At 72.2% G+C, this 19978-nt stretch carries 19 protein-coding genes; 11 read left to right on the plus strand and 8 right to left on the minus strand.

Annotated elements, in window-relative coordinates:
- The first annotated feature begins 10 nt into the window (after window positions 1-10).
- Entirely contained in the window at window positions 11-643 is a 633-nt protein-coding gene (locus tag ABT025_RS03310; protein ID WP_350989275.1) for a TetR/AcrR family transcriptional regulator, read from the plus strand.
- A 6-nt stretch (window positions 644-649) separates the two neighbouring features.
- On the opposite strand, the gene ABT025_RS03315 is transcribed toward ABT025_RS03310, so the two are convergent.
- Window positions 650-2689 (minus strand): thioredoxin domain-containing protein, encoded by a 2040-nt coding sequence (locus tag ABT025_RS03315; protein ID WP_350989277.1) that lies wholly within the window; start codon window positions 2687-2689, stop codon window positions 650-652.
- A gap of 322 nt (window positions 2690-3011) precedes the next feature.
- Between ABT025_RS03315 and ABT025_RS03320 the strand changes: the two genes are divergently transcribed.
- The 3 genes from ABT025_RS03320 (at window position 3012) to ABT025_RS03330 (ending at window position 5275) form a co-directional block, all read left to right on the plus strand.
- Window positions 3012-4325, plus strand: a complete 1314-nt coding sequence (locus tag ABT025_RS03320) for a hypothetical protein (protein ID WP_350989279.1) — start codon at window positions 3012-3014, stop codon at window positions 4323-4325.
- Window positions 4326-4454: 129 nt separating this feature from the next.
- Window positions 4455-5042 carry a DUF2975 domain-containing protein gene (locus ABT025_RS03325; protein ID WP_350989281.1) on the plus strand — a complete coding sequence of 196 codons (588 nt, stop codon included), beginning with the start codon at window positions 4455-4457 and terminating at the stop codon, window positions 5040-5042.
- Window positions 5042-5275 carry a helix-turn-helix domain-containing protein gene (locus tag ABT025_RS03330; protein WP_350989286.1) on the plus strand — a complete coding sequence of 78 codons (234 nt, stop codon included), beginning with the start codon at window positions 5042-5044 and terminating at the stop codon, window positions 5273-5275. Before ABT025_RS03325 ends, ABT025_RS03330 begins: the two co-directional genes overlap by 1 nt.
- An 89-nt stretch (window positions 5276-5364) precedes the next feature.
- Here ABT025_RS03330 and ABT025_RS03335 read toward each other — a convergent pair whose 3' ends face one another.
- Both ABT025_RS03335 and ABT025_RS03340 read right to left on the minus strand, forming a co-directional pair.
- Window positions 5365-6741, minus strand: a complete 1377-nt coding sequence (locus ABT025_RS03335; protein ID WP_350989288.1) for a metallopeptidase domain-containing protein — start codon at window positions 6739-6741, stop codon at window positions 5365-5367.
- A gap of 103 nt (window positions 6742-6844) precedes the next feature.
- On the minus strand, window positions 6845-8530 hold the full coding sequence (locus ABT025_RS03340) for a sigma-70 family RNA polymerase sigma factor (RefSeq protein ID WP_350989290.1): 1686 nt from the start codon (window positions 8528-8530) through the stop codon (window positions 6845-6847).
- Window positions 8531-8664: 134 nt separating this feature from the next.
- Here ABT025_RS03340 and ABT025_RS03345 point away from each other — a divergent pair, with 134 nt between their 5' ends.
- Window positions 8665-11919, plus strand: a complete 3255-nt coding sequence (locus ABT025_RS03345; protein WP_350989292.1) for a tetratricopeptide repeat protein — start codon at window positions 8665-8667, stop codon at window positions 11917-11919.
- Window positions 11920-12490: 571 nt separating this feature from the next.
- On the opposite strand, the gene ABT025_RS03350 is transcribed toward ABT025_RS03345, so the two are convergent.
- Entirely contained in the window at window positions 12491-12736 is a 246-nt protein-coding gene (locus ABT025_RS03350) for a hypothetical protein (RefSeq protein WP_350989294.1), read from the minus strand.
- A gap of 1 nt (window position 12737) precedes the next feature.
- A complete protein-coding gene (mca, locus tag ABT025_RS03355) occupies window positions 12738-13619 on the minus strand; it encodes a mycothiol conjugate amidase Mca (protein WP_350989296.1) in 882 nt (293 codons plus the stop codon).
- A 151-nt stretch (window positions 13620-13770) separates the two neighbouring features.
- Between mca and ABT025_RS03360 the strand changes: the two genes are divergently transcribed.
- Together ABT025_RS03360 and greA are read left to right on the plus strand one after the other, a co-directional pair.
- Window positions 13771-14181 carry a DUF4307 domain-containing protein gene (locus ABT025_RS03360; protein ID WP_350989298.1) on the plus strand — a complete coding sequence of 137 codons (411 nt, stop codon included), beginning with the start codon at window positions 13771-13773 and terminating at the stop codon, window positions 14179-14181.
- Between the two features lie 189 nt (window positions 14182-14370).
- Window positions 14371-14868 carry a transcription elongation factor GreA gene (gene greA, locus ABT025_RS03365; protein WP_350989300.1) on the plus strand — a complete coding sequence of 166 codons (498 nt, stop codon included), beginning with the start codon at window positions 14371-14373 and terminating at the stop codon, window positions 14866-14868.
- 64 nt (window positions 14869-14932) lie between these two features.
- On the opposite strand, the gene ABT025_RS03370 is transcribed toward greA, so the two are convergent.
- The 3 genes from ABT025_RS03370 to ilvA form a co-directional block, all read right to left on the minus strand.
- The gene (locus tag ABT025_RS03370; RefSeq protein ID WP_502971883.1) at window positions 14933-15676 is read right to left on the minus strand and encodes an ABC transporter permease; all 744 of its coding nucleotides are present in this window, start codon (window positions 15674-15676) and stop codon (window positions 14933-14935) included.
- Window positions 15677-15780: 104 nt separating this feature from the next.
- Entirely contained in the window at window positions 15781-16785 is a 1005-nt protein-coding gene (locus ABT025_RS03375) for an ATP-binding cassette domain-containing protein (protein WP_350989304.1), read from the minus strand.
- Window positions 16786-16935: 150 nt separating this feature from the next.
- The gene (gene ilvA / locus ABT025_RS03380) at window positions 16936-18165 is read right to left on the minus strand and encodes a threonine ammonia-lyase (RefSeq protein ID WP_350989306.1); all 1230 of its coding nucleotides are present in this window, start codon (window positions 18163-18165) and stop codon (window positions 16936-16938) included.
- A gap of 156 nt (window positions 18166-18321) precedes the next feature.
- Between ilvA and ABT025_RS03385 the strand changes: the two genes are divergently transcribed.
- The 4 genes from ABT025_RS03385 to ABT025_RS03400 all read left to right on the plus strand — a co-directional run bounded on the left by ABT025_RS03385 (window position 18322) and on the right by ABT025_RS03400 (window position 19923).
- Complete coding sequence (locus ABT025_RS03385; RefSeq protein WP_350989308.1) at window positions 18322-18852, plus strand: MarR family winged helix-turn-helix transcriptional regulator; 531 nt, start codon at window positions 18322-18324, stop codon at window positions 18850-18852.
- Window positions 18853-18926: 74 nt separating this feature from the next.
- Window positions 18927-19421, plus strand: a complete 495-nt coding sequence (locus ABT025_RS03390; protein ID WP_350989429.1) for a sigma factor-like helix-turn-helix DNA-binding protein — start codon at window positions 18927-18929, stop codon at window positions 19419-19421.
- A complete protein-coding gene (locus ABT025_RS03395) occupies window positions 19418-19669 on the plus strand; it encodes a hypothetical protein (protein WP_350989310.1) in 252 nt (83 codons plus the stop codon). Before ABT025_RS03390 ends, ABT025_RS03395 begins: the two co-directional genes overlap by 4 nt.
- Window positions 19670-19731: 62 nt before the next feature.
- Window positions 19732-19923 carry a DUF1059 domain-containing protein gene (locus ABT025_RS03400; protein ID WP_136327728.1) on the plus strand — a complete coding sequence of 64 codons (192 nt, stop codon included), beginning with the start codon at window positions 19732-19734 and terminating at the stop codon, window positions 19921-19923.
- The last annotated feature ends 55 nt before the right edge of the window (window positions 19924-19978 follow it).

Below are 19978 nucleotides of genomic sequence, written 5' to 3' on the forward strand. Positions count from 1 at the left end.
AATGGCGACCATGGCCGCCACCTCCCGCACCCCCTCCTTCACTGCACCCGGCGCGCAGCCCCCGATGGGTCTGCGCGAGCGCAAGAAGCTCAAGACACGGGTCGCGATCCGGCAGGCGACGTACCGCCTCATCCAGGAGCAGGGCTACGAGGCGACGACCATCGAGCAGATCGCGGAGGCGGCCGAGGTGTCGCCGAGCACGGTGTTCCGGTACTTCGCGACCAAGGAGGACATCGTCCTCACCGACGAGTACGACCCGATCATGGAAGCCGTGCTCCGGAGCCGCCCGGCGGACGAACTCCCGCTGGAGTCCATGCGGTTGATGATGCACGAGGCACTGACTGCGTTCGTCACCACGGAGGACGAGGAACTGCGCCAGCGCACGCGGCTGATGGTGGAGGTCCCCGCCATCCGGGCCCGGATGACGGAGACCATGTCGGACACGGCCAAGGTGCTCACGCAGGTGCTCGCCGACCGCACCGGCCGCAGCCCGGACGACCTGCAGATCCGGGTCTTCATCGCGGCGGTGCTCGGCGCGCTGCGCGAGGTCACGCTGTACTGGGGCGAGCACGGCCAGAAGGGCGACCTCGTGGCGATGATCGACGAGGCGCTCGACACGCTGGGGAGCGGCCTGCGGCTGTGACGCGCCTCAGGAACCGCTGCCCCCGAGCGCGTCCGCCAGCACCTCCGGGTCCGTGGTCGGCGCGTCGCACACGAAGTGCCGGCACACATACGCCGTCGGCACACCGTCCACCATCGGACGGTCCGCCAGCAGCGGGAACTCCGTACCCGCCGTCTCGCCCGCCGCGACCACCGCGCCGGGCGCCCGCCCCAGCAGGGCCGTACGGTGCAGCACACCGCCGACGGGCCCGGCGACCGCCACCTCGCGCGGCCCGTCGAGCAGCGCCTCGGCCACCGCGAGCCCCCAGCCGGTGAACCGCGGCGCCCGCGGTCCCAGTGCCTTCACCACACCCAACGCCCCCTCGGCCGCCGTGCGGTGGGGTTCCGATCCGGTGTACGCGGCGTACGAGAGCAGTGCACCGGCCGCCGCGGTCCAGCCCGCCGGGGTCGCACTGTCCGTGGGGTCCTGCGGCCGGCGGATCAGCTGCTCGGCGTCGTCCGCCGTGTCGTACAACTGCCCGCCCTCGCCGGTGAAGTGCTGGAGCACGATGTCCGTCAGGAAGCCCGCGAACTCCAGCCAGGCCCCCTCGCCGGTGACGGCGGCCAGGGCCAGGAAACCCTCCGCGACATCGCCGTAGTCCTCCAGCACCCCGGCGTGCTCGCCGGCGCGGCCGTCCTTCGACGTACGGCCCAGCCGGGCGACGGGGCCCATGTGGAGCCGCACCAGCAGGTCCGCCGCCTCGGTGGCGCGCTCGATCAGGTCGGGGCGGTCGAAGTACGCCCCCGTCTCGGCGAGTGCGGCGATCGCCAGTCCGTTCCACGCGGCGACCACCTTGTCGTCCCGCCCCGGCCTCGCGCGCAGTTCACGGGCGGCGAGCAGCCGGGCCCGCACATCTGCGGCGCGGGCCCCGTCCTCGGCGTCCGCGGGCTCCGCCGCGTCCGTCCGCGGGAGCTGGAGCACCGAGGAGCCCTCCTCGAAGGTCCCCTCGTCGGTCACCGCGAAGAGCTCCGCGGCGAACACGGCGTCCTCCTCGCCCAGCACCTCGCGCAGCTGCGCGGGCGTCCAGACGTAGTACGCGCCCTCGACGTGCTTCCCGTTCGCGTCCTCGCTGTCGGCGTCCAGCGCGGAGGCGAAGCCGCCCTCGGCCGTCCGGAGCTCGCGGACCATGAAGTCGGCGGTCTCCAGCGCCACCCGGCGGGCCAGCCCGGAGCCGGTGGAGCGCCACAGGTGGGCGTAGACGCGGCAGAGCAGCGCGTTGTCGTAGAGCATCTTCTCGAAGTGCGGGACGACCCACTCGCGGTCCACCGCGTAGCGGGCGAAGCCGCCGCCCAGCTGGTCGTAGATCCCGCCCCTGGCCATCGCCTCGCAGGTGTCGGCCGCCATCTGAAGGGCGCCGTCGGCCCCGGTGCGGGTGTGGTGGCGCAGCAGGAACTCGATCGTCATCGACGGCGGGAACTTGGGCGCGCCACCGAAGCCGCCGTGCTTCTCGTCGTACTCCCGGGTCAGTCCGAGCAGCGCCTGGGCGAGCTCCGGCTCGCCGGGCAGGCCCTCGCCGCCCTGGGTGAGGGTGCGCTCGGACAGGTCGTGGACGATGCGCGAGGCGACCTCGGCGACCTCCTCACGACGGTCGGTCCAGGCCGCCGCCACACCTTCCAGGACCTGCCGGAAGGACGGCAGGCCCTGCCGGGACCGGGGCGGGAAGTACGTACCGAAGTAGAAGGGCTCCGCGTCCGCGGTGAGGAAGACGGTCATCGGCCAGCCGCCCTGGCCGGTCGCGGCCTGCACCGCCTCCATGTAGACGGCGTCGACGTCGGGGCGCTCCTCGCGGTCGACCTTGACGTTCACGAAGTGCTCGTTCATGTACGCGGCGGTGATTTCGTCCTCGAACGATTCGTGCGCCATGACGTGGCACCAGTGACACGCGCTGTAGCCGACGCTCAAGAGCACGGGGACGTTGCGCCGCCGGGCCTCCTCGAACGCGTCTGCCTCCCATGGCCACCAGTCGACCGGGTTCTCCGCGTGCTGAAGGAGGTAGGGGGACGTGGCCTGCGCAAGTCGGTTGGGCATACCCCCATCCTTGCGCACGCGTCGGCGACCCGCCCATACGCCACGGGTGGAGGCCGCGGGCAGGACCGGCACCGGCTCGCCGGGCACCTCGCCCGCCATCGCTCCGCCTGCGTTGCCCGTGGTTCGAGGACGTGTGGGCCCGGGCCGCCGGCGGCCCGGGCCCGATCGGCGGAGACCCGGCCCCTGTCCGTTTCCGGAGAAGAGATCCGAATGCCGTCTTCGCTCCCGTACAACCCCCCGGCGTCGTCGGAGGTCTTCTGAGCGAACAAGCGTTCCCGCATTGTTCCGGCGTCCGTATCTGTCACTTCACCCAGAGGTTTCCATGGTTCATGCTTCCCCCGGCCACCGCACGCTCCGCCGCACCGCCGGCGCCGTCGGCGCCGCGGCCCTGCTGATGCTGGGTGCCGCGCCCGCAGGCGCCGCAGACCCGGACACCGGTCTCGTGCTGGGCAAGATCGGTCCGATCGACGGGGTGAAGCCGGGCAGTGAAGTCGATCTGCCGGGTTCCTTCACCAACACGGGCTCCGAAGCGCTCGACAAGGTCTGGATGATCTGGTCCGTGACCCCGGGCCTCAGCTACTCCCCGTACCCGACGCCCTCCAACTGCTTCACCCACAGCCTCGGCGGCGCCGACGAGGCGCCTCAGTCCTACGCCCTGGTCTGCGAGTTCGACCAGACGGTGAGCCCCGGTGTCGTCTACGCGCCCGAGGGCCTGAAGCTGAAGGTGCAGGACAACGCCCTGAACGACGAGCTGGCCGTGAGGGTCAGCAGGAGCCGCATCCAGACCGGTACGGGCGAGGAGGGCTCCCCGGATCAAGGCACCGGTCCCGCGGTGAAGCTGGTGGAACGGCCCGGCGAGACCCCGGCCGCCCCGGGCTCCACCGAGCCCTACTGGGGCAAGACGAAGGTGACCGCCGAGAGCACGGCCGACTTCCAGGTGACGGGTGCCCACCTGAAGGGCAAGGTCGGCGACACCGTCCCGCTGACGGTGAAGTTCACCAACGCAGGACCCGGCTGGGTGGCTGGGGAGCCCTACGAATCGGTGACCAACGTCCACATCAAGATGCCTGCCGGCACGACGGTCACCGGGACCCACTCCTGCCGGAGCGAGGGGCAGGGGACGTACGTCTGCGGCACCAGCAGCTCGTTCATCCGCGCGAACAGCGAGAACACCTACAAGTTCAAGCTGAAGATCGACAAGGCCGTGCCCGGCGCCAAGGGCTCGGTGGCGCTCGAGAAGAAGCCCCGGTCCTTCGACCCGGTCAAGTCGAACGACACGGCGGACATCCTGCTCGACGTGGACGGCGCCGGCACCACGGGCGGCGGCGGCTCGACGTCCGGCTCCGGCGGTTCGGGGACGGCCGCCTCCGGCGGCTCCGGTTCGACGTCCGGCTCGGGCACGGCCGCCTCCGGCGGTTCCGGCTCCGGCACTTCCGGTTCGACGTCCGGCTCGGGTACCGCCGCCACGGGCGGCAGCTCCGCCTCGGGCACCTCGGGCTCGTCCTCCACGGGCGGTGACCTGGCCAGCACCGGCTCCGGTTCGACCCTGCCCCTCACGGCCGCCGCCGGCGGGGCCCTGGTCCTCGGCGCGGGCGCGGTCCTGGTGGCGCGCCGTCGCGCCGCCCGGCAGCGGTAACGACGTCCGACGGGACGGGCCGGGCATACGCCCGGCCCGTCCCGTCAGGTCGCGCCGGAAGCGTCGACTTGTCGAATATCGATATGCTCCACTAGTCTTCCCATATCGAACATCGATATGGGGGACGCCATGAACACGCGACTTACGAGAACACTGGCCACGGTCACCTTCGGCCTGGCGGTGCTCTGCGGGCTGGCCTTCCTGGGCAAGGGCGCCTCGCACATGCTCGACGACGGCGCGGTCTGCGTGAAGACGGGATTCTGGGCCAACTCCTCCCTCGGGCCGGAAGGACCGCCTGTCGGCAAGGGCGTGGACGTGTCCAGCAGTACCGCACGCCTCTGCCAGGACAGCCCCTCCGTGGGACAGCGGGCCGCCGACCTCGGGAGCGAACTGCCGTGGCTCCTCTTCGGCGCCCTCGCACTGCTGCTCTTCTCCCGGTTGGTGACTGGCGTCCTTGAGCAGGGGCCCTTCACGGACACGGTGGCTCGCCGGCTCTCGGCTCTCGGCTGGCTCGTCGCCGTGGGCACGCCGCTGGCCGGCCTCGTCGTCGGCTCGTCGCAGTCCTGGCTCGCCGGGAGCATGGCGCCGGTGGTGGGCTCCGGGCTCGGATTCTCCGGCCCGACGGCACTCGTCCTCGCCGGTCTGGGCGCGGTGATCATGGGGAGGATCATGCGCGAGGGCGTGCGCATGCGCGAGGACGTCGAAGCGACCATCTGATGCCCGAAGACGAACTCCACGGGATCCGGATCCACCTCGACCGGGTCCTCGCCGAGCGCGGCATGACACTCACCGAGCTGTCCTCACAGGTGGGCATCACCGTCGTCAACCTGTCCATTCTCAAGAACGGGCGGGCCAAGGCCGTGCGCTTCTCGACCCTGTCGAAGATCTGCGAGGTCCTCCGGTGCCAGCCGGGAGACCTGATCACCCACGACCCCGCCGAACCGTCCTGACCGCCACCGGCGGCCGGACCGGGCGGGACCGGGGCCCCGTCCGTCCGCCACGAGGTCACGCGCGGACGGACGGGCCGACTGCCTTGAGATCAGGCGCGCTTGCGGCGCCGGGCGACCACGAGGGCGCCGCCGACCGCGACCAGTCCGGCTCCGGCCGCGACCAGCGGGAGCGTGCCCGGGCCCGCTCCGGTGGCCGCGAGGTCCGAGCCGGCGTCACCGCCGGCTGCCGGTGCCGATCCGCCGCTCCCGACCTCGGCGCCGCCGCCGGAATCGGCGGACGGGCCGTCGGAGCCCGCGGACGCAGCTTCGGAGCCCGCTGACACGCCGTCACCGGCGTCGGTGTCCGTGCCGGTGTGCTCGGGGTTCACCGACGGCTTCGCCGACGGGCCGGGCGCCTCGTCGGCCAGGCTCTCGCCGTTCAGGGCGACCTTCACGATGGCCTTGCCGTTACCGGAGGAGACGACCGCCAGGGAGACCTTGCTCGCCCTGTCGGTAAGGGCCGTGACGGCGTCCGCGTCGGCCGGGGCGGAGTTGCCCGCCGTCTCGTTCTCCTCGGTCAGGTCGATCAGCGTGGAGGAGCCGTAGGCACCCTTGGGCACCCGGTAGGCGTGCACGCCCTCGATCCGGCCGTCCACGGTTCCCGCCGCGTGGCGGTATTCGACGACGAGCCGGTCCTCGCCCATCGGGATGTCCAGGGCGCGCGTCCCGTCGCCCTCGCCGTGCAGGGAACGCAGCGCGTACGTACCCGACTTCGAGACCTTGACGGCCTCGCTGCCGGAGAGCCATCCGGCGCGGATCAGTTCGGGGGCGGAGAAACCGGCCGCCGGGCCGCCGCCGCCCATGACCGACTTGGCGCTGGTGCCGTCGGACGTGCAGTCGACCAGGTCGCCGTCGGTGCACATGGAGCGGCCCTGGTGCCCGAAGCCCTGGTTGTGGCCGAGTTCGTGCCCGACGACGCCGAGGCCGCCGGCGGTGCCGTACAGGTTGATCCAGCTGTACGGACCGGGGACCGTGGCGAGGCCGGCCCAGGCGCAGCCGGTCTTCTGCGCCGGGAAGATCATCGAAAGGCTGTCGTAGTCCTTGCCGCGCACCAGACCCTGCTCGGCCAGCGCCTCCTGGGTGAGGGTGTTGACCTTGCCGTGATCGCAGCCCGCGGCGGTCATCGGCAGCGTGACGGGCCCTGCCATCTGCTCCTTGACGGCCGGTACGTAGGCGAACCTCCCGCGCGACATCTCCTTGAAGAACGAGGCGACCGAGTCCTTCTTCGCCCCGAAGTAGGTGTCCGGCGTGCTCGCCCTCACCTCGTCCGGGTGCTGGAAGGCGCTGTCGCTGAACTCGACCATGACGGGGAGGATCTTCTTCTCCACCGTGGCATCGTCCGCATGCGCGGCGGCGGGGACAACGCCTCCGGTGAGCGCGGCGACGCCGCAGACCAGGGCGATGCGGCCAAGAGCGGATGTCTTCATGAGGTCCTTTTTCCTTCGGAAGTGCTTCCGAAGGAAAAAGAGGAAGCGGCCCGTCCGGCATCCCGCGACTTTGCCGACCCTTTACCTTGAGGTGTGACAGGCCCTACCGCTCCCCCAGGAGCGCCGGCTCGAAGCGGAACCTCATGGAGTCGGATCCGTAGTAGTAGCGCGTGGTCCCGGTCGCCGGTCCGTGCTGCTGCCCCTTGTCCGCCTTCGCCCACTCGACCAGGCCCAGATACCGCGTACCGCCGGCGTCCCGCAGGGCGGCCTCGCCCCGGTCCGGGTCCGTCCAGAGATTCCACAGCTGGGTGCTCCGGGCGGCGTCGCATCCCAACTGGGTCACCTCGGCGTGGTCCTGCGTGCTGCCGGAACGCGTCAGGCACAGCCCGGTCGCCTCGTTGCGGACCTGGGTCCGCGACCGGTCGCCCCGGAACGGCTCCAGCAGCACCCACCGCTGGTAGGCGCCACCGTCGCAGGCGGCCTCCACCGGCCGCACACCGGCCGCGGTGCTGCCGCCCGGGATCTCCATGCAGGCACCGGTCGACACGAACCGCAGGCTGCTCGGCCCGCCGACGGCAGCCGCGGCGGGGGCCGCCGATGCCGTCGGCCGCTCCGTCCCGGTGGTCGGGGAGGGCGGCGCCGGGGGCCGGGTCCGGGAGGCGGACGGGGCCGGACTCGTGGTGGCGGAGGGCGCCGGAGCGGCGGGAGCGGGAGCGGGGGCGTCCTGCACGACCGGCGGGGGCGGCTCCTGCGAATCACCGCCGCCCGGCCAGACCAGCCAGCCCCCGAGCAGGGCGGCCGACGCGGCCACGGCGAGCGCGGCGGCCTTCGCACCGGACGCCCCCGCGCTCCCGCCCGCACCGTGACCGGCCGGGGCGCTGCCCGCGGCCCCGGCCGCACGCGCCTCGATGTAGGCGGGACCGCCGAACAGCAGCACCGCGGCGGGGAGCACGGTACGCAGCCGCTGGTTGAGGTCCCTCAGCTCCCGGGCCGCCTCGCGGCAACGGGCGCAGCCCTCCAGGTGCCGGTCGAGCGCGGCGTCCCGGCGCGGCCGGGACCGCCGTACCGCGGCGGCGAGACCGGCACTGCACCTGCGGCACTCCTCGTCGGCCGCGCCCTGCTCGGCGTGGGCGGCGAGATAGGCCTCCCGCAGCCCCTCCCGGGCGCGGGCCGTCAGCGAGGCAACCCCGCTGGGCGTGAGCCCGAGCAGGGTGCCCACCTGGGCCGCGGGCTCCTCCTCCACCACGGAGTGCCAGAGGACCGTCCGCCACCGCTCGGGCAGCGAGCGGAACGCGTGCGCCACGATGCCGCCCGTCTCCGCCCGCACCACCAGGTCCTCACCGGTCTCCTCACGGCTCACCCGGTCCGGCCCGCCGCGTCGTGCCGCCGCGTCCAGCCACGCCCCGAAGCCGGGCGTGAGATCGACCCGGCGTGCACCCTCGGCCCATTCGGCGGCGGTGCGTCGCACGACGGTCAGGAGGTAGGGGCGCCACGCGTCGACCGGGCCCTTGCCGGCCAGGACCGCCTGGACGGTGCGCGCGAACACCTCCGAGGCGAGGTCCTCCGCGGTGTGCGGGTCGCGGCAGCAGGTGCGGGCGTACCTCAGGACGGCGGGAGCGTGGCGCCGGTAGAGCTCGGCGGTCGCCCCGGCGTCGCCGCCCCCGCGTATCGCGGCGGTCAGCGCGGCGTCGGAGCGTGTGTCGGGCGCCCCTTCCGCAGGGTGCCCGGCTCCGCCGGTTTCCGCGCCGGGGAACCTGTCGGCCGCCTCGCCGCTGCCGCGGTCGGTCATGGTCCTGCGCTCCGCTTTCTCCGTACGACTGTCAGCGCAGTCTCGCAGACTCCCTGTCGCGCACCGGCCCCAGGCAGGAGACTGGTACTCCACGCTGCCGGGTGCCGGGCGGGAACCGAGGGGGACATATGCGGATGCGGGACAGCCACCGGGCGGACGCCGAGAGGCTGTTGGCGCGGGCTGTGGAGGAAGAGGTCCGCCGTTCCGGCGGGCGGGCGGACCCCGGCGTACTGATGACGCGTGCACGGGCCGGTCTGGACACCATGGCGGCGGGTGCGGCAGAGGAGTACACGGCGTACGTCGAGGCCCTGGACGCCGAGGCGGCCGGGCAGACGCCGCTGGCGCACAGGCTCAACCGGACCGTGCTGGGAACGCCCTTGCTCGTCACCGGAGTTGCGGCGGCGGCCGCCTTCGGCGCGGACCTGGCGCTCGGCACCGCCTCCGGCCTGGCGCTCGGTGCCGGCGCCATCGTCGCGGTCGCGGGCGCCACCACCACCGTCGCCAAGGTCACCGCATCGCACTGGCCGGCCGCCTCCCGGCGGGCAGGAGCCCTCGGACAGCCGGGCGGCACCGAGCAGTTGAGGCTCCAGTGGCTGACAGCGCTGGAGGTACGGGGCATCCGCCCGTTCGTCGACCAGCAGCGGATGCTGACCGCCGCGTCCCGCACCCCGGCGAAGAAGGCCGCCGCCGCCCAGCCCCGGACCGCACCGTCCCTGCGCGGCGGCGACCGCAGCGCGGCGGCGCGGATGCGCGCCCTCCTGGAGCAGTCGTTCAGCCATCTCCCCGCGCCCGAGACCCGGTTCGCGGGGCGCCGTGCCGAGCTGACCCGGATCGGGCAGTGGGTGCACGCGGCCCGTGCGTCGACGGAGACGAAGCCGACCGTGGTCGTGCTGCACGGCCCGCCGGGCGCCGGGCGCACCTCGCTCGCCATACGGGCGGCGCACGATCTGAAGGACCAGTTCCGGGGCGCGTGCGTGGTGGACCTGCGCGGTGGCGCGGACGGCGAACCGCCGCTTCCGACCCGCGACGCGCTGCTCCACCTGCTGAACCGGCTGGGCGCGCCCCGCGAACAGCTGCTGTTCCGCGACGGGGGCTCCGCGGGCCGGGCGGCCGGAACCTCGGCCGAGCAGCAGGTGCGCCGGCTCGGCGAGCTGTACCACCAGCACCTGACCGGAACCCCGGTGACGATCGTCCTCGACGACGCGAGCGACGTGGAGCAGGTCCGCACGCTGATTCCGGAACGTTCCGACAGCCTCGTCCTGGTCACCGCCCGCGAGCCGCTCGATCTGCCCGGGTCGCTCCCCGCGTGGGTGCACCAGCTGGAGGTCGGCGCGCTGGATGCCGCAGGGGCGGAGGAGCTGCTGCGCACGGCATCCCAGGAGGAGGACCAAGGGCTGTACGACTACCCGTCGAGCGAGGCGATCACCGAGCTGTGCGGCGGACTGCCGCTGGCGTTGCGGATCGCGGGTTCCTCGCTCGGAACGCGTACCCCTGGCGCGCTGGCCGCCGATCTCGCCGCGTACGGCCCGGTTCCACCGGTCGAGCGGGCGCTGTGGCTGCGCTACACCGACCAGTCCGAGCCGGCGCGGCGGCTGCTGCGCCGGCTCGCGCTGGCCGGGCGGGCCAGTCTGGGCGCCGCGGCGGCAGCCGCGCTGCTCTCGGCCGACGACCAGGAGGCCGAACGGCTGCTGGCGGACCTGTCCGGGGCCGGGCTGCTGGACCATGTGCGGGGCTCGCGCTACCGGCTGCACGACCTCGTACGGGGCTTCGCCCTGGCCCGGCTGCTCGACGAGGAGGAACCGGCCGACCGTACGGCCGCGCAGGAGCGGCTGATCGTGAACTACGCGGAGCTGGCCGGTGCGGTGATCCGGATGGTGGACGGCAAGATGTCCACCCGGGCCGGGCAGTTCGGACCGCACGGCTTCAGCTCCCTCGACGCGGCGCTGCGCTGGCTGGACGACGAGTCGAGCTTCATCACGTCCGCGCTGCGGCACAGCGAGGGCGTCGACCAGGGCGCGGTGCTCGATCTGCTGGGGGCGCTGTGCGACTACTGCCTGCTGCGCGGCGACCTCTACCGGCTGGGTGAGATCAGCGAGTTGACCCAGGCCGTCGACCAGGGGCTGCTGGAGCGGTCGGTGCAGTGGCGGACCGGTATCGCGGCCCGTCAGCTCGGCGAGCTGGACAAGGCCCGTACGACGCTGTCGTCCGTCGTCGGCCTGTACCGCGAGGCTCAGAACGACTCGGGTACGGCGCTGGCGCTGTGCTCGCTCGGCATCACCCTGCACCACCAGGGCAATCTGACGGAGGCGTCGGCACGGCTGCGCGAGGCGATCGAGCTGCAGTCCTCCGCGGCGCAGGCGGAGGACCGGGCCTGGTCGTTGCACGCGCTGGCCGCGGTGGAGCGCGACCGGGCCCACCTGCCCGAGGCGCTGGAGCTCCTGGACACGGCGCTGGTCCTGCACCGCGAGGGCGAGTCGCTGCACGGGGAGGCGTGGACGCAGTTCCAGCTGGGCCAGGTGCGGCTGCGGATGGGCGATGTGGAGCGGGCCGAGGCGGCGCTGCGTACCGCCCTGGACCTGTACGGGCGGACGAGGGACGAGCGGGGCACGGCGTGGGCGCTGACCCAGCTGGCCCGGGCCCGGCTGATGGACGGCGATCCGGCCTCGGCGGTGGAACAGCTGAACGCGGCCCTGGCCCGCCATCGCGACAGCGAGGACGCGCGGGGCGAGGCGTGGACGCTCTACTACCTGGGCCAGGCGCTGGAGGAGGCCGGCGACACCGATCAGGCGGTACGGCAGCTGGAGCGGGCCCGGACGATGTTCTCGCGGATGCGGGACGTGTACGGGCTGGCGTGCGCCCGCCACCACTCGGGGCGGGTCACGCGCGACCAGCGGGCCGCCCAGACGGGCAACCTGCGCAACTCCGGTTTCGCCCGTCAGCTGCTGGTGGACGCGCGTGCCGACTTCCGGCGCATCGGGGTCGCCCACGGGGAGGCGTGGACATGTCTGGAGCTGGCCCTGATCGACGCGGGCAACCAGCGTGCGCCGCAGGCCCTGGAGCTGTGCGGTGAGGCGGCCGCGCTGTTCGACTCGTACGGCGACACGCGGGGCGCCGACTGGGCGGGCTTCCTGCGCTGCACGCTGCTGCCGTACGCCTCGCCGGGCGGCATGGAGGTGGGCACGGTGGTGGCCCAGCAGGAGCTGGCCGACCTGATCGCGGCCGGGCATCCGACGCGGGATACGAAGCTGGAGGACTGCGCGGCGGCGTTCCGGGTGGTGCTGAACAGGGGCGTGGACCTGGAGGACGGCTGGCAGGCCTGGCGCCTGGGCCTGACCCCGACCCGGCAGGCCCGGGAAATCATGGGCGTGCCGGTCCCGGGCGACAGCTGACACGGGCGCCACCCCGGCGGGTCCGGCTCCGTCGATGGGCTGGACCGGTTGGGGCGGGGCCGGTCAGGGCCGGGCCGGACCGGTTGGGGCCGGGCTGCGTGCTCGGACCGGGCTGCGTGCTCGGACCGGCGATCGGTGCAGCGGCAGGGGGCGGAGCCGGTCGCGATCTCGCGAACTATGGCTCCGTATGCGGGGTCCGGGTGCGGGGGGTCCAGGTGCGAGCTCGGGCGCGGAGGCCAGGTGCGAGGTCGGGCGCGGAGGCCGGGCGTTGTCGCCGCCATGCCGATCCGGGCGGCAGCAGTGGTTCGCGGACGTCGGCGACGCCCCGCACGCCGGACGGCAGCGACGACAACGCGCACGCCGGACACCAGCGCCGACGCCCCCACGCCGGACGGCAGCGACGAGAACGCGCACCCCGGACAGCAGTGGCTCCGACCACACACCGGACGGCAGTGTCGACGCTGCGCACGCCGGACGGCGAGCTCACGCCGATCCGACCCGTGTGCCCGTCGCCGTACCGGTCCGCGCGGGCGGGGCGGGGACCGGTCGTCCGGTGCCGCCCCGCCCCCGCCTACTTCCGCTTCGCGGAACCCGCGGGCTCCGCCGCACCCTTCGCGCCGGCCGACGCCTCCGGCGCCTCGGGGGCCTCCTCGAAGTCGACCTTGCCCATGTGCCGGTTCATCGACTTCATCAGCAGCCACACGCCCACGGCGAGGGCGGCGAAGACGATGAAGCCGAGGACCCCGGGGGTCACCTTGTTCTTGTCCAGTTCCTCGGCGAGCGGGACGAGGTGCGTCAGTGCCTGAGTCGCGTACATATCAGGCATTGTCGCGGATGCCCGCGAAGAGGTCGCTCTCGGGGAGGGAGGTATCGACGAGAGACTTCGCCAGTTCGTACTCCTCGGTCGGCCAGACCTCCCGCTGGATGTCCATCGGAACGCGGAACCAGCCGCCGTCGGGGTCGATCTGCGTCGCGTGCGCGATCAGCGCCTTGTCGCGGATCTCATAGAAGTCCGCGCACGGAACGTGCGTGGTCAGCGTGCGCTCGGCGCGCTCGAACTCCTTCCAGCGCTCCAGCCAGTCCCCGTACGGCGACTCCAGACCGCGGGCCAGCAGCGCCTCGTGCAGCGCGACCGTGCGCGGCTTGTTGAAGCCCTGGTTGTAGTAGAGCTTCTGCGGCGTCCAGGCGGGACCGAACTCCGCCTCGGGGAACTTCTCGGTGTCCGCCGCACCCTCGAAGGCGATCATCGAGATCGTGTGGGTCATGATGTGGTCGGGGTGCGGGTAGCCCCCGTTCTCGTCGTACGTGGTGATGACCTGCGGCCGGAACGCACGGATCTTCGCGACGAGGCGCCCCGCCGCCACGGTCTCGTCCGCCAGCGCGAAGCAGCCCTCGGGCAGCGGCGGCAGGGGGTCGCCCTCGGGCAGACCCGAGTCGACGAAGCCGAGCCACTCCTGCTTGACGCCCAGGATCTCCCGGGCCTCGTCCATCTCCTTCTTGCGCACCTCGTGGATGTGCTCCTCGATGTACGCGTCACCCTGGAGTTTCGGGTTGAGGATGGAGCCGCGCTCGCCTCCCGTGCAGGTCACGACCAGCACGTCCACCCCCTCGGACACATACTTGGCCATGGTGGCCGCGCCCTTGCTCGACTCGTCGTCGGGGTGGGCATGTACGGCCATCAGTCGAAGCTGCTCAGTCAAGACTCGATCCTCAGTGATTGGTCGCCATCAAGGGTGTCGTCCCGCAGGGACGTCGGTGTGGGGCGGCAGTCGGGTGGCGCACGGGCGGCTTCTATAGTGACCGAACACGGGGGTGGAAAATTCCTCGATCCCCGGTACGGGAGGAACGATCATGACGGCGGTGCGCGAGACGCCTCCCGAGAACCGATACGGCCGCTCCGCGGACCAGCGCGCGGACCGCAAGCTCAAGATCATCGGCTCCGTCCTGGGCGTCGCCCTGCTGGGTGTGGTCGGCTGGATCGGTTACGGCTACGTGAGCGGTCAGGGCCTCAGCGCCGAGATGATCAAGTTCAAGGTCGTCTCCGACGACCGCGTCGAGGTGCACCTGGAGGTCCGCAAGGACCGGGACGCCAAGGGCTACTGCACGCTCCGCTCGCTGAGCGAGGACAACGCGGAGGTGGCCCGCAAGGACTTCCGCTTCGACGGCGCCACCGACCGCATCGACCAGGTCCTCACCCTGCGTACGACGTCCAGGGCGACCGCCGTCGAGTTGCTGGGGTGCACGGACGACGACGGGGCGTAGCGTTGACCGCCGCACGGGTGACCTGAGCGACTCCTGTCGGCGCTGACCTGCGGTTCAACACTCTCAACCGTTTACCTCCTCCCCCTTTCTCCGGCGAATTGTTAGGCTCGTGGTTTCGCCCACCCGTGGAAGCGCATGCTTCCGGGTAGGGCGATGCTTTGTATTCCCAGTACCGACGAGGAGCACCCTGTGACCCAGACCAGCGAAAACGTCACCTGGCTCACGCCGGAGGCGTACAGCCAGCTCAAGGCCGAGCTGGAGCACCTGTCTGGTCCCGCGCGCACGGAGATCGCCGTCAAGATCGCGGCGGCCCGTGAGGAGGGCGACCTGCGCGAGAACGGCGGGTACCACGCGGCCAAGGAGGAGCAGGGCAAGATGGAGCTCCGGGTGCGCCAGCTGACCCAGCTCCTGGAGCACGCGAAGGTCGGCGAGGCGCCGGCCGACGACGGCGTGGTCGAGCCCGGCATGGTCGTGACGATCGCCTTCGACGGCGATGACGACGACACGACGACCTTCCTCCTGGCCTCCCGCGAATACGCGAGCGCGGACATCGAGACCTACTCCCCGCAGTCCCCGCTCGGCGTGGGCGTGAACGGCAAGAAGATGGGCGAGAGCGCCGAGTACGAGCTGCCGAACGGCAAGACCGCCACGGTGAAGATCCTTTCGGCGAAGCCGTACTCCGGCTGATCCGCACACCCCTCGCACAGCGGGAAGCCCCGGCCGACGAAACGGCCGGGGCTTCCCGCTGTGCTCAGACGGCGACCGAGCGGTACTTGCGGACCGCGAGGGTCCGGAACACCGCGATGATCACCACGGACCAGATCAGCGAGGCCCAGACGGGGTGCTGCATCGGCCAGGCGTCGGACGTGGACACGCCCGGGTTCCCGAAGAGCACCCGGCATGCCTGGACCGTCGCGCTGAACGGGTTCCAGTCGGCGATCGGCTGGAGCCAGCCCGCCATCTGGCTGGAGTCCACGAAGGCGTTGGAGATGAACGTCACCGGGAACAGCCAGATCAGCCCGCCCGAGGTGGCCGCCTCAGGGGTGCGGACGGACAGGCCGATCAGTGCGCCGATCCAGGAGAAGGCGTAGCCGAGCAGGAGGAGCAGCCCGAACGCGCCCAGCGCCTTGGGGATGCCCTCGTGGATGCGCCAGCCGACGATCAGGGCGACGATCGTGAGCACCAGCACGGTGAACATGGTCTGGACGAGGTCGGCCAGCGTGCGCCCGGTGAGCACCGCGCCGCGTGCCATGGGCAGCGAGCGGAACCGGTCGACGAGCCCCTTGTGCATGTCGTCGGCGATGCCGGCGCCCGCTCCGGCCGTGGCGAAGGTGACGGTCTGCGCGAAGATCCCGGCCATGAGGAAGTTCCGGTAGACGACGGGGTCCGTCGAACCGCCGATGTTCATGGAGCCGCCGAACACGTAACTGAACAGCACGACGAACATGATGGGCTGGATGAGCCCGAAAAGTACCACTTCGGGAATCCGCGTCATGCGCAGCAGATTCCGGCGGGCGATGACCAGTGAGTCGCGGGCGGACTGCCCGATGCCACCGGCGCCTCGGGGCGCGGGGGCCGCGGTCGTACGGGTGACAGCACTCACTTCTCCGCCTCCGTCCGGGCGGCGGACCGCACGTCCGCCCCGTTCTCGTCGCTCTTCTCCTGTTCGGCCGCGTGGCCGGTGAGGGAGATGAACACGTCGTCGAGGGTGGGGCGGCGCAGCCCGATGTCGTCGATCTCCACTCCGCGGCCGTCCAGGTCGCGGATGACCTCGGCGAGGAGCTTGGCGCCGCCGTTGACCGGGACGGTCAGTTTGCGCATGTGCGGGACGACGGCGACCTCGCCCTTGCCCAGGTGGGCGAGGACCTCGCGGGCCGGGCCGATCTGGTCGGGCTGCTGGACGACGACCTCGACGCGTTCGCCGCCGGTGCGGGCCTTGAGCTGGTCGGAGGTGCCGCGGGCGATGACGAGGCCGTGGTCGATCACGCAGATGTCGTGCGCGAGACGGTCGGCCTCCTCCAGGTACTGCGTGGTCAGCAGGAGCGTCGTGCCACCGGCGACCAGTTCCTCGATGACGTCCCAGAGCTGCTGGCGGTTGCGCGGGTCGAGGCCGGTGGTCGGCTCGTCCATGAACATGACCGGCGGGGAGACGACGAGCGCCGCCGCGAGGTCGAGCCGGCGGCGCATGCCGCCGGAGTAGGTCTTGGCGGTGCGGTCGGCCGCGTCGGCGAGGTTGAACCGATCCAGCAGTTCCGTGGCCCGGGCCTTCGCGTCACGGGAGGACATCTGGTAGAGCTGGCCGACCATCCGCAGGTTCTCGCGGCCGGTCAGATATTCGTCGACGGCGGCGAACTGGCCGGAGAGCCCGATCGAACGCCGCACCTCGTTGGGCTTCTTCAGTACATCGATGCCCGCGACGAAGGCGCTGCCGCTGTCGGGCATGAGCAGCGTCGTAAGGACGCGTACGGCGGTCGTCTTGCCGGCTCCGTTGGGGCCGAGAAGTCCGAGGACGGTGCCTTCCGGCACGTCGAGGTCGACGCCGCCGAGTGCTCGTACGTCTCCGAAGGTCTTCACCAGACCTTCGGCGTAGATGGCGCCTGGCATACGGGATTCCCCCAGTACGTTCGGGTGACTTCCTCACAGATCCTAGATTTGCCCGTGTTTCCGTGCCCGGTGAACACACGGGGCGAACACGCGTGCGTCCTCGGACCGGGCGCAGGAACAGTAACGCGATACATCGCGACTGACAAGTGGTCAGACCATGACGAGATAGCCCGCCTCGCGCAGCGCCGCGGCGACCTCCTCGCAGTGCTCGGGGCCCTTGGTCTCCAGGTGGAGCTCCACCTCGGCCTCGGTGAGGCCGAGCCTGGGGTCGGTGCGCACATGGCTGACGTCGAGGACGTTGGCGTCGGCCAGCGTGAGCACTCCCAGCATGGTCGCCAGCGCGCCCGGGCGGTCCGTCAGCCGCAGCCGCAGGCTCAGATAGCGGCCGGCCGCCGACATGCCGTGGGTCAGGATGCGCTGCATCAGCAACGGGTCCACGTTGCCGCCGGACAGCAGCGCCACCACCGGGCCGCGGAACGACTTCGGGTCGCTCAGCAGCGCGGCCACCGGGCTCGCACCGGCCGGTTCCACCACCATCTTCGCCCGCTCCAGGCAGAGCAGCAGGGCGCTGGACAGCTCGTCCTCAGAGACCGTACGGACCTCGTCGACCAGCTCGCGGACCAGGCCGAAGGGCACGTCACCGGGGCGCCCCACCTTGATGCCGTCCGCCATCGTCTGGAGCGAGCCGATCGACACGGGGTGGCCTGCGGCCAGCGACGGCGGGTAGCAGGCGGCGCCCGCCGCCTGCACGCCGATGATCCGCACGTCGGGCCGGATCGCCTTCACCGCCACGGCGATCCCGGCCGCGAGCCCGCCGCCGCCGATGCCGACGACGATCGTGCGCACCTCGGGGCACTGGTCGAGGATCTCCAGGCCCACCGTGCCCTGCCCCGCGATGATGTCCGGGTGGTCGAAGGGGTGGATGAAGACCGCACCGGTCTCCTGTGCGTACTCCTGTGCCGCGGCCAGTGTCTCGTCGACGACGTGTCCGTGCAGTCGCACCTGCGCCCCGTACTCACGGGTCGCGGCGACCTTGGGCAGCGGCGCCCCGACCGGCATGAAGACCGTTGCCCGTACGCCGAGCAGCGCAGACGCGAGCGCGACACCCTGCGCATGGTTTCCGGCGCTCGCGGCCACCACCCCGGCCGCCCGCTCGACCGGGGTGAGACCGGAGATGCGTACGTACGCGCCCCTCAGTTTGAACGAGCCGGTCCGCTGCAGGTTCTCGCACTTGAACTGGACGGGCGCACCCACCAGGGCGGACAGATGGCGGCTTCCCTCCAGCGGCGTGACCCTGGAGACGCCGGAGAGCATCTTCTGCGCCCCCCGGACGTCATCGAGGATCAGCGGGGGGAGACGGCCGGGCGGTGGGAAGTTCATACCGCAAGTCTTGCAGCTGAAAGGGGTTGCGGCCGCCGCCGACCGGCCCCTCCTGCGCCGATGTCCGCAGGTTTGTGCGGCACTGGTACGCGTTGCCCCGGGGCCGCGTACTCTGTCCCCCACCCATCCGACACCGCACGAAGAGAGCCCCCGGCCATGCCCCCTCAGGACATGACGACTGCCGCGTCTCCTTCCGGGGGCGCAGCCCCGGAGAACCCGGGTCACGACCACCTTCTCGACGCTCTGCAGCACCAGGTGGCGGTCTTCGCCCGGCGTGCCGAGCAGACCCGCCTCGGCGGCGTCGGCCAGGTGCGCAACTCCATGGACCGGGCCGCCTATCTGCTGCTCAACCGGCTGGACCGGGAAGGCCCCATGGGCGTCAAGGCGCTGGCCGCCGGAATGGGGATCGACTCCTCGACGGTGACCCGGCAGGTCGCGCCGCTGGTGGACACCGGCCTGGTCAAGCGCACCTCGCATCCGGAGGACGGCCGCGCGGTCGTCCTCCAGCTCTCCCCGCGCGGCCAGGCGCGGCTGGAGGAGGTCCGGGCCTCGCGTCGCGAGCTGATGTCCCAGGTGACGGACGAGTGGACCGAGGACGAGCGGGACACGTTCTGCTCGCTGCTCACCCGTTTCAACGGGTCCCTGGCCGCGCGGCAGGCGGCGCACCAGTCGCCGTCGGCGGGTTAGGGCCCGGCACCGGCTCCGGCCCCACGACGCCCCGGGGGTTGACCCGGGGCCCGTGGAGCGCTCCGATGGACCTCGTGCGAGAGCGCCATGCGGTCCGACTGCGGCGCCGCGCCCAGGAGTTCGAGGCCTTCGTGGCGGGCGCGGCGGGCCGGCTGCTGCATACCGCGACTCTGCTCACGTCCGAGCCCGCGGATCCGCCGGGCACCAACGAACGCGCGCTACGGCTGCTCACCGCGGCGCTGGCCCGGACCTACGCCGACTGGGACCGGCTGCACGGCGAGGATCCGTACGACCGCACCCGGCAGGATCTGGCCACCCGGTTCGCCCGGCAGGCCTGGCGCCATCGCCGTCCGCGCGGCGGACAGCTGGACCGGCTGACCCCGCAGGAACGGCTCGTCCTGGTGCTGCGCCTGTACGAGGGCGTCCCGGAGGAGCAGACAGCGGCGCTGCTCGGGGTGCATGCGGACCGGATCCGCGTGATCTGCATCCGTGCGTCGGCCACGATGCGGGGCGCCGGGAGTGCGCCGGGGCGCCGGGATCGCACCCGCCCCCTGGGGGCTGCGCCGTGAGCGGTACGGGGCGCAGGGAGGACGAGATCCGGCGGATGCTGGACACCCCGCATCCACAGGTGCCCGCGGAACTGGCGGCCCGGGCGGCGGAACGCGGCGCCCGGCTGCTGCGGTGCCGGCGGGTGCTGTTCCGGCTGTGGCTGCTGACGGCGGCCGCGGGGGTCGTGGCGTTCACGGTGTGGGCGGTGGTGGTGCAGCCCTGGCAGGTGCCGCCCGCCGAGACGACACCGCCGCTGGACGGCTGGTAGGCGCGCAGGTGCCCGGGTTCATGCCGTTTTATCCTGGAAGGGCACTGCCCGAGGAGGCTGTGATGACCAGGAAGATCGCTGACTGCCGCAAGTATCCGAGCGTGTCGAACTGTTCGCTGACCATCTCCGGTGAGGAGGACGAAGTCGTGCGGGCGGCGACCGAGCACGCGGTCTCGGTCCATGAGCACACCGACAGTCCCGAGCTGCGCGAGCAGGTCAGGGCTTCGCTGGAGGACGAGAAGGCCTCGGTCTGAGGGCGACCGCACCAGGGGCGGGGCCGGCGAAACCGGCCCCGCCCGGGAACGGGCG

It is taken from the genome of Streptomyces sp. NPDC002809 (assembly GCF_040295435.1).
Taxonomy (GTDB): Bacteria; Actinomycetota; Actinomycetes; order Streptomycetales; family Streptomycetaceae; genus Streptomyces.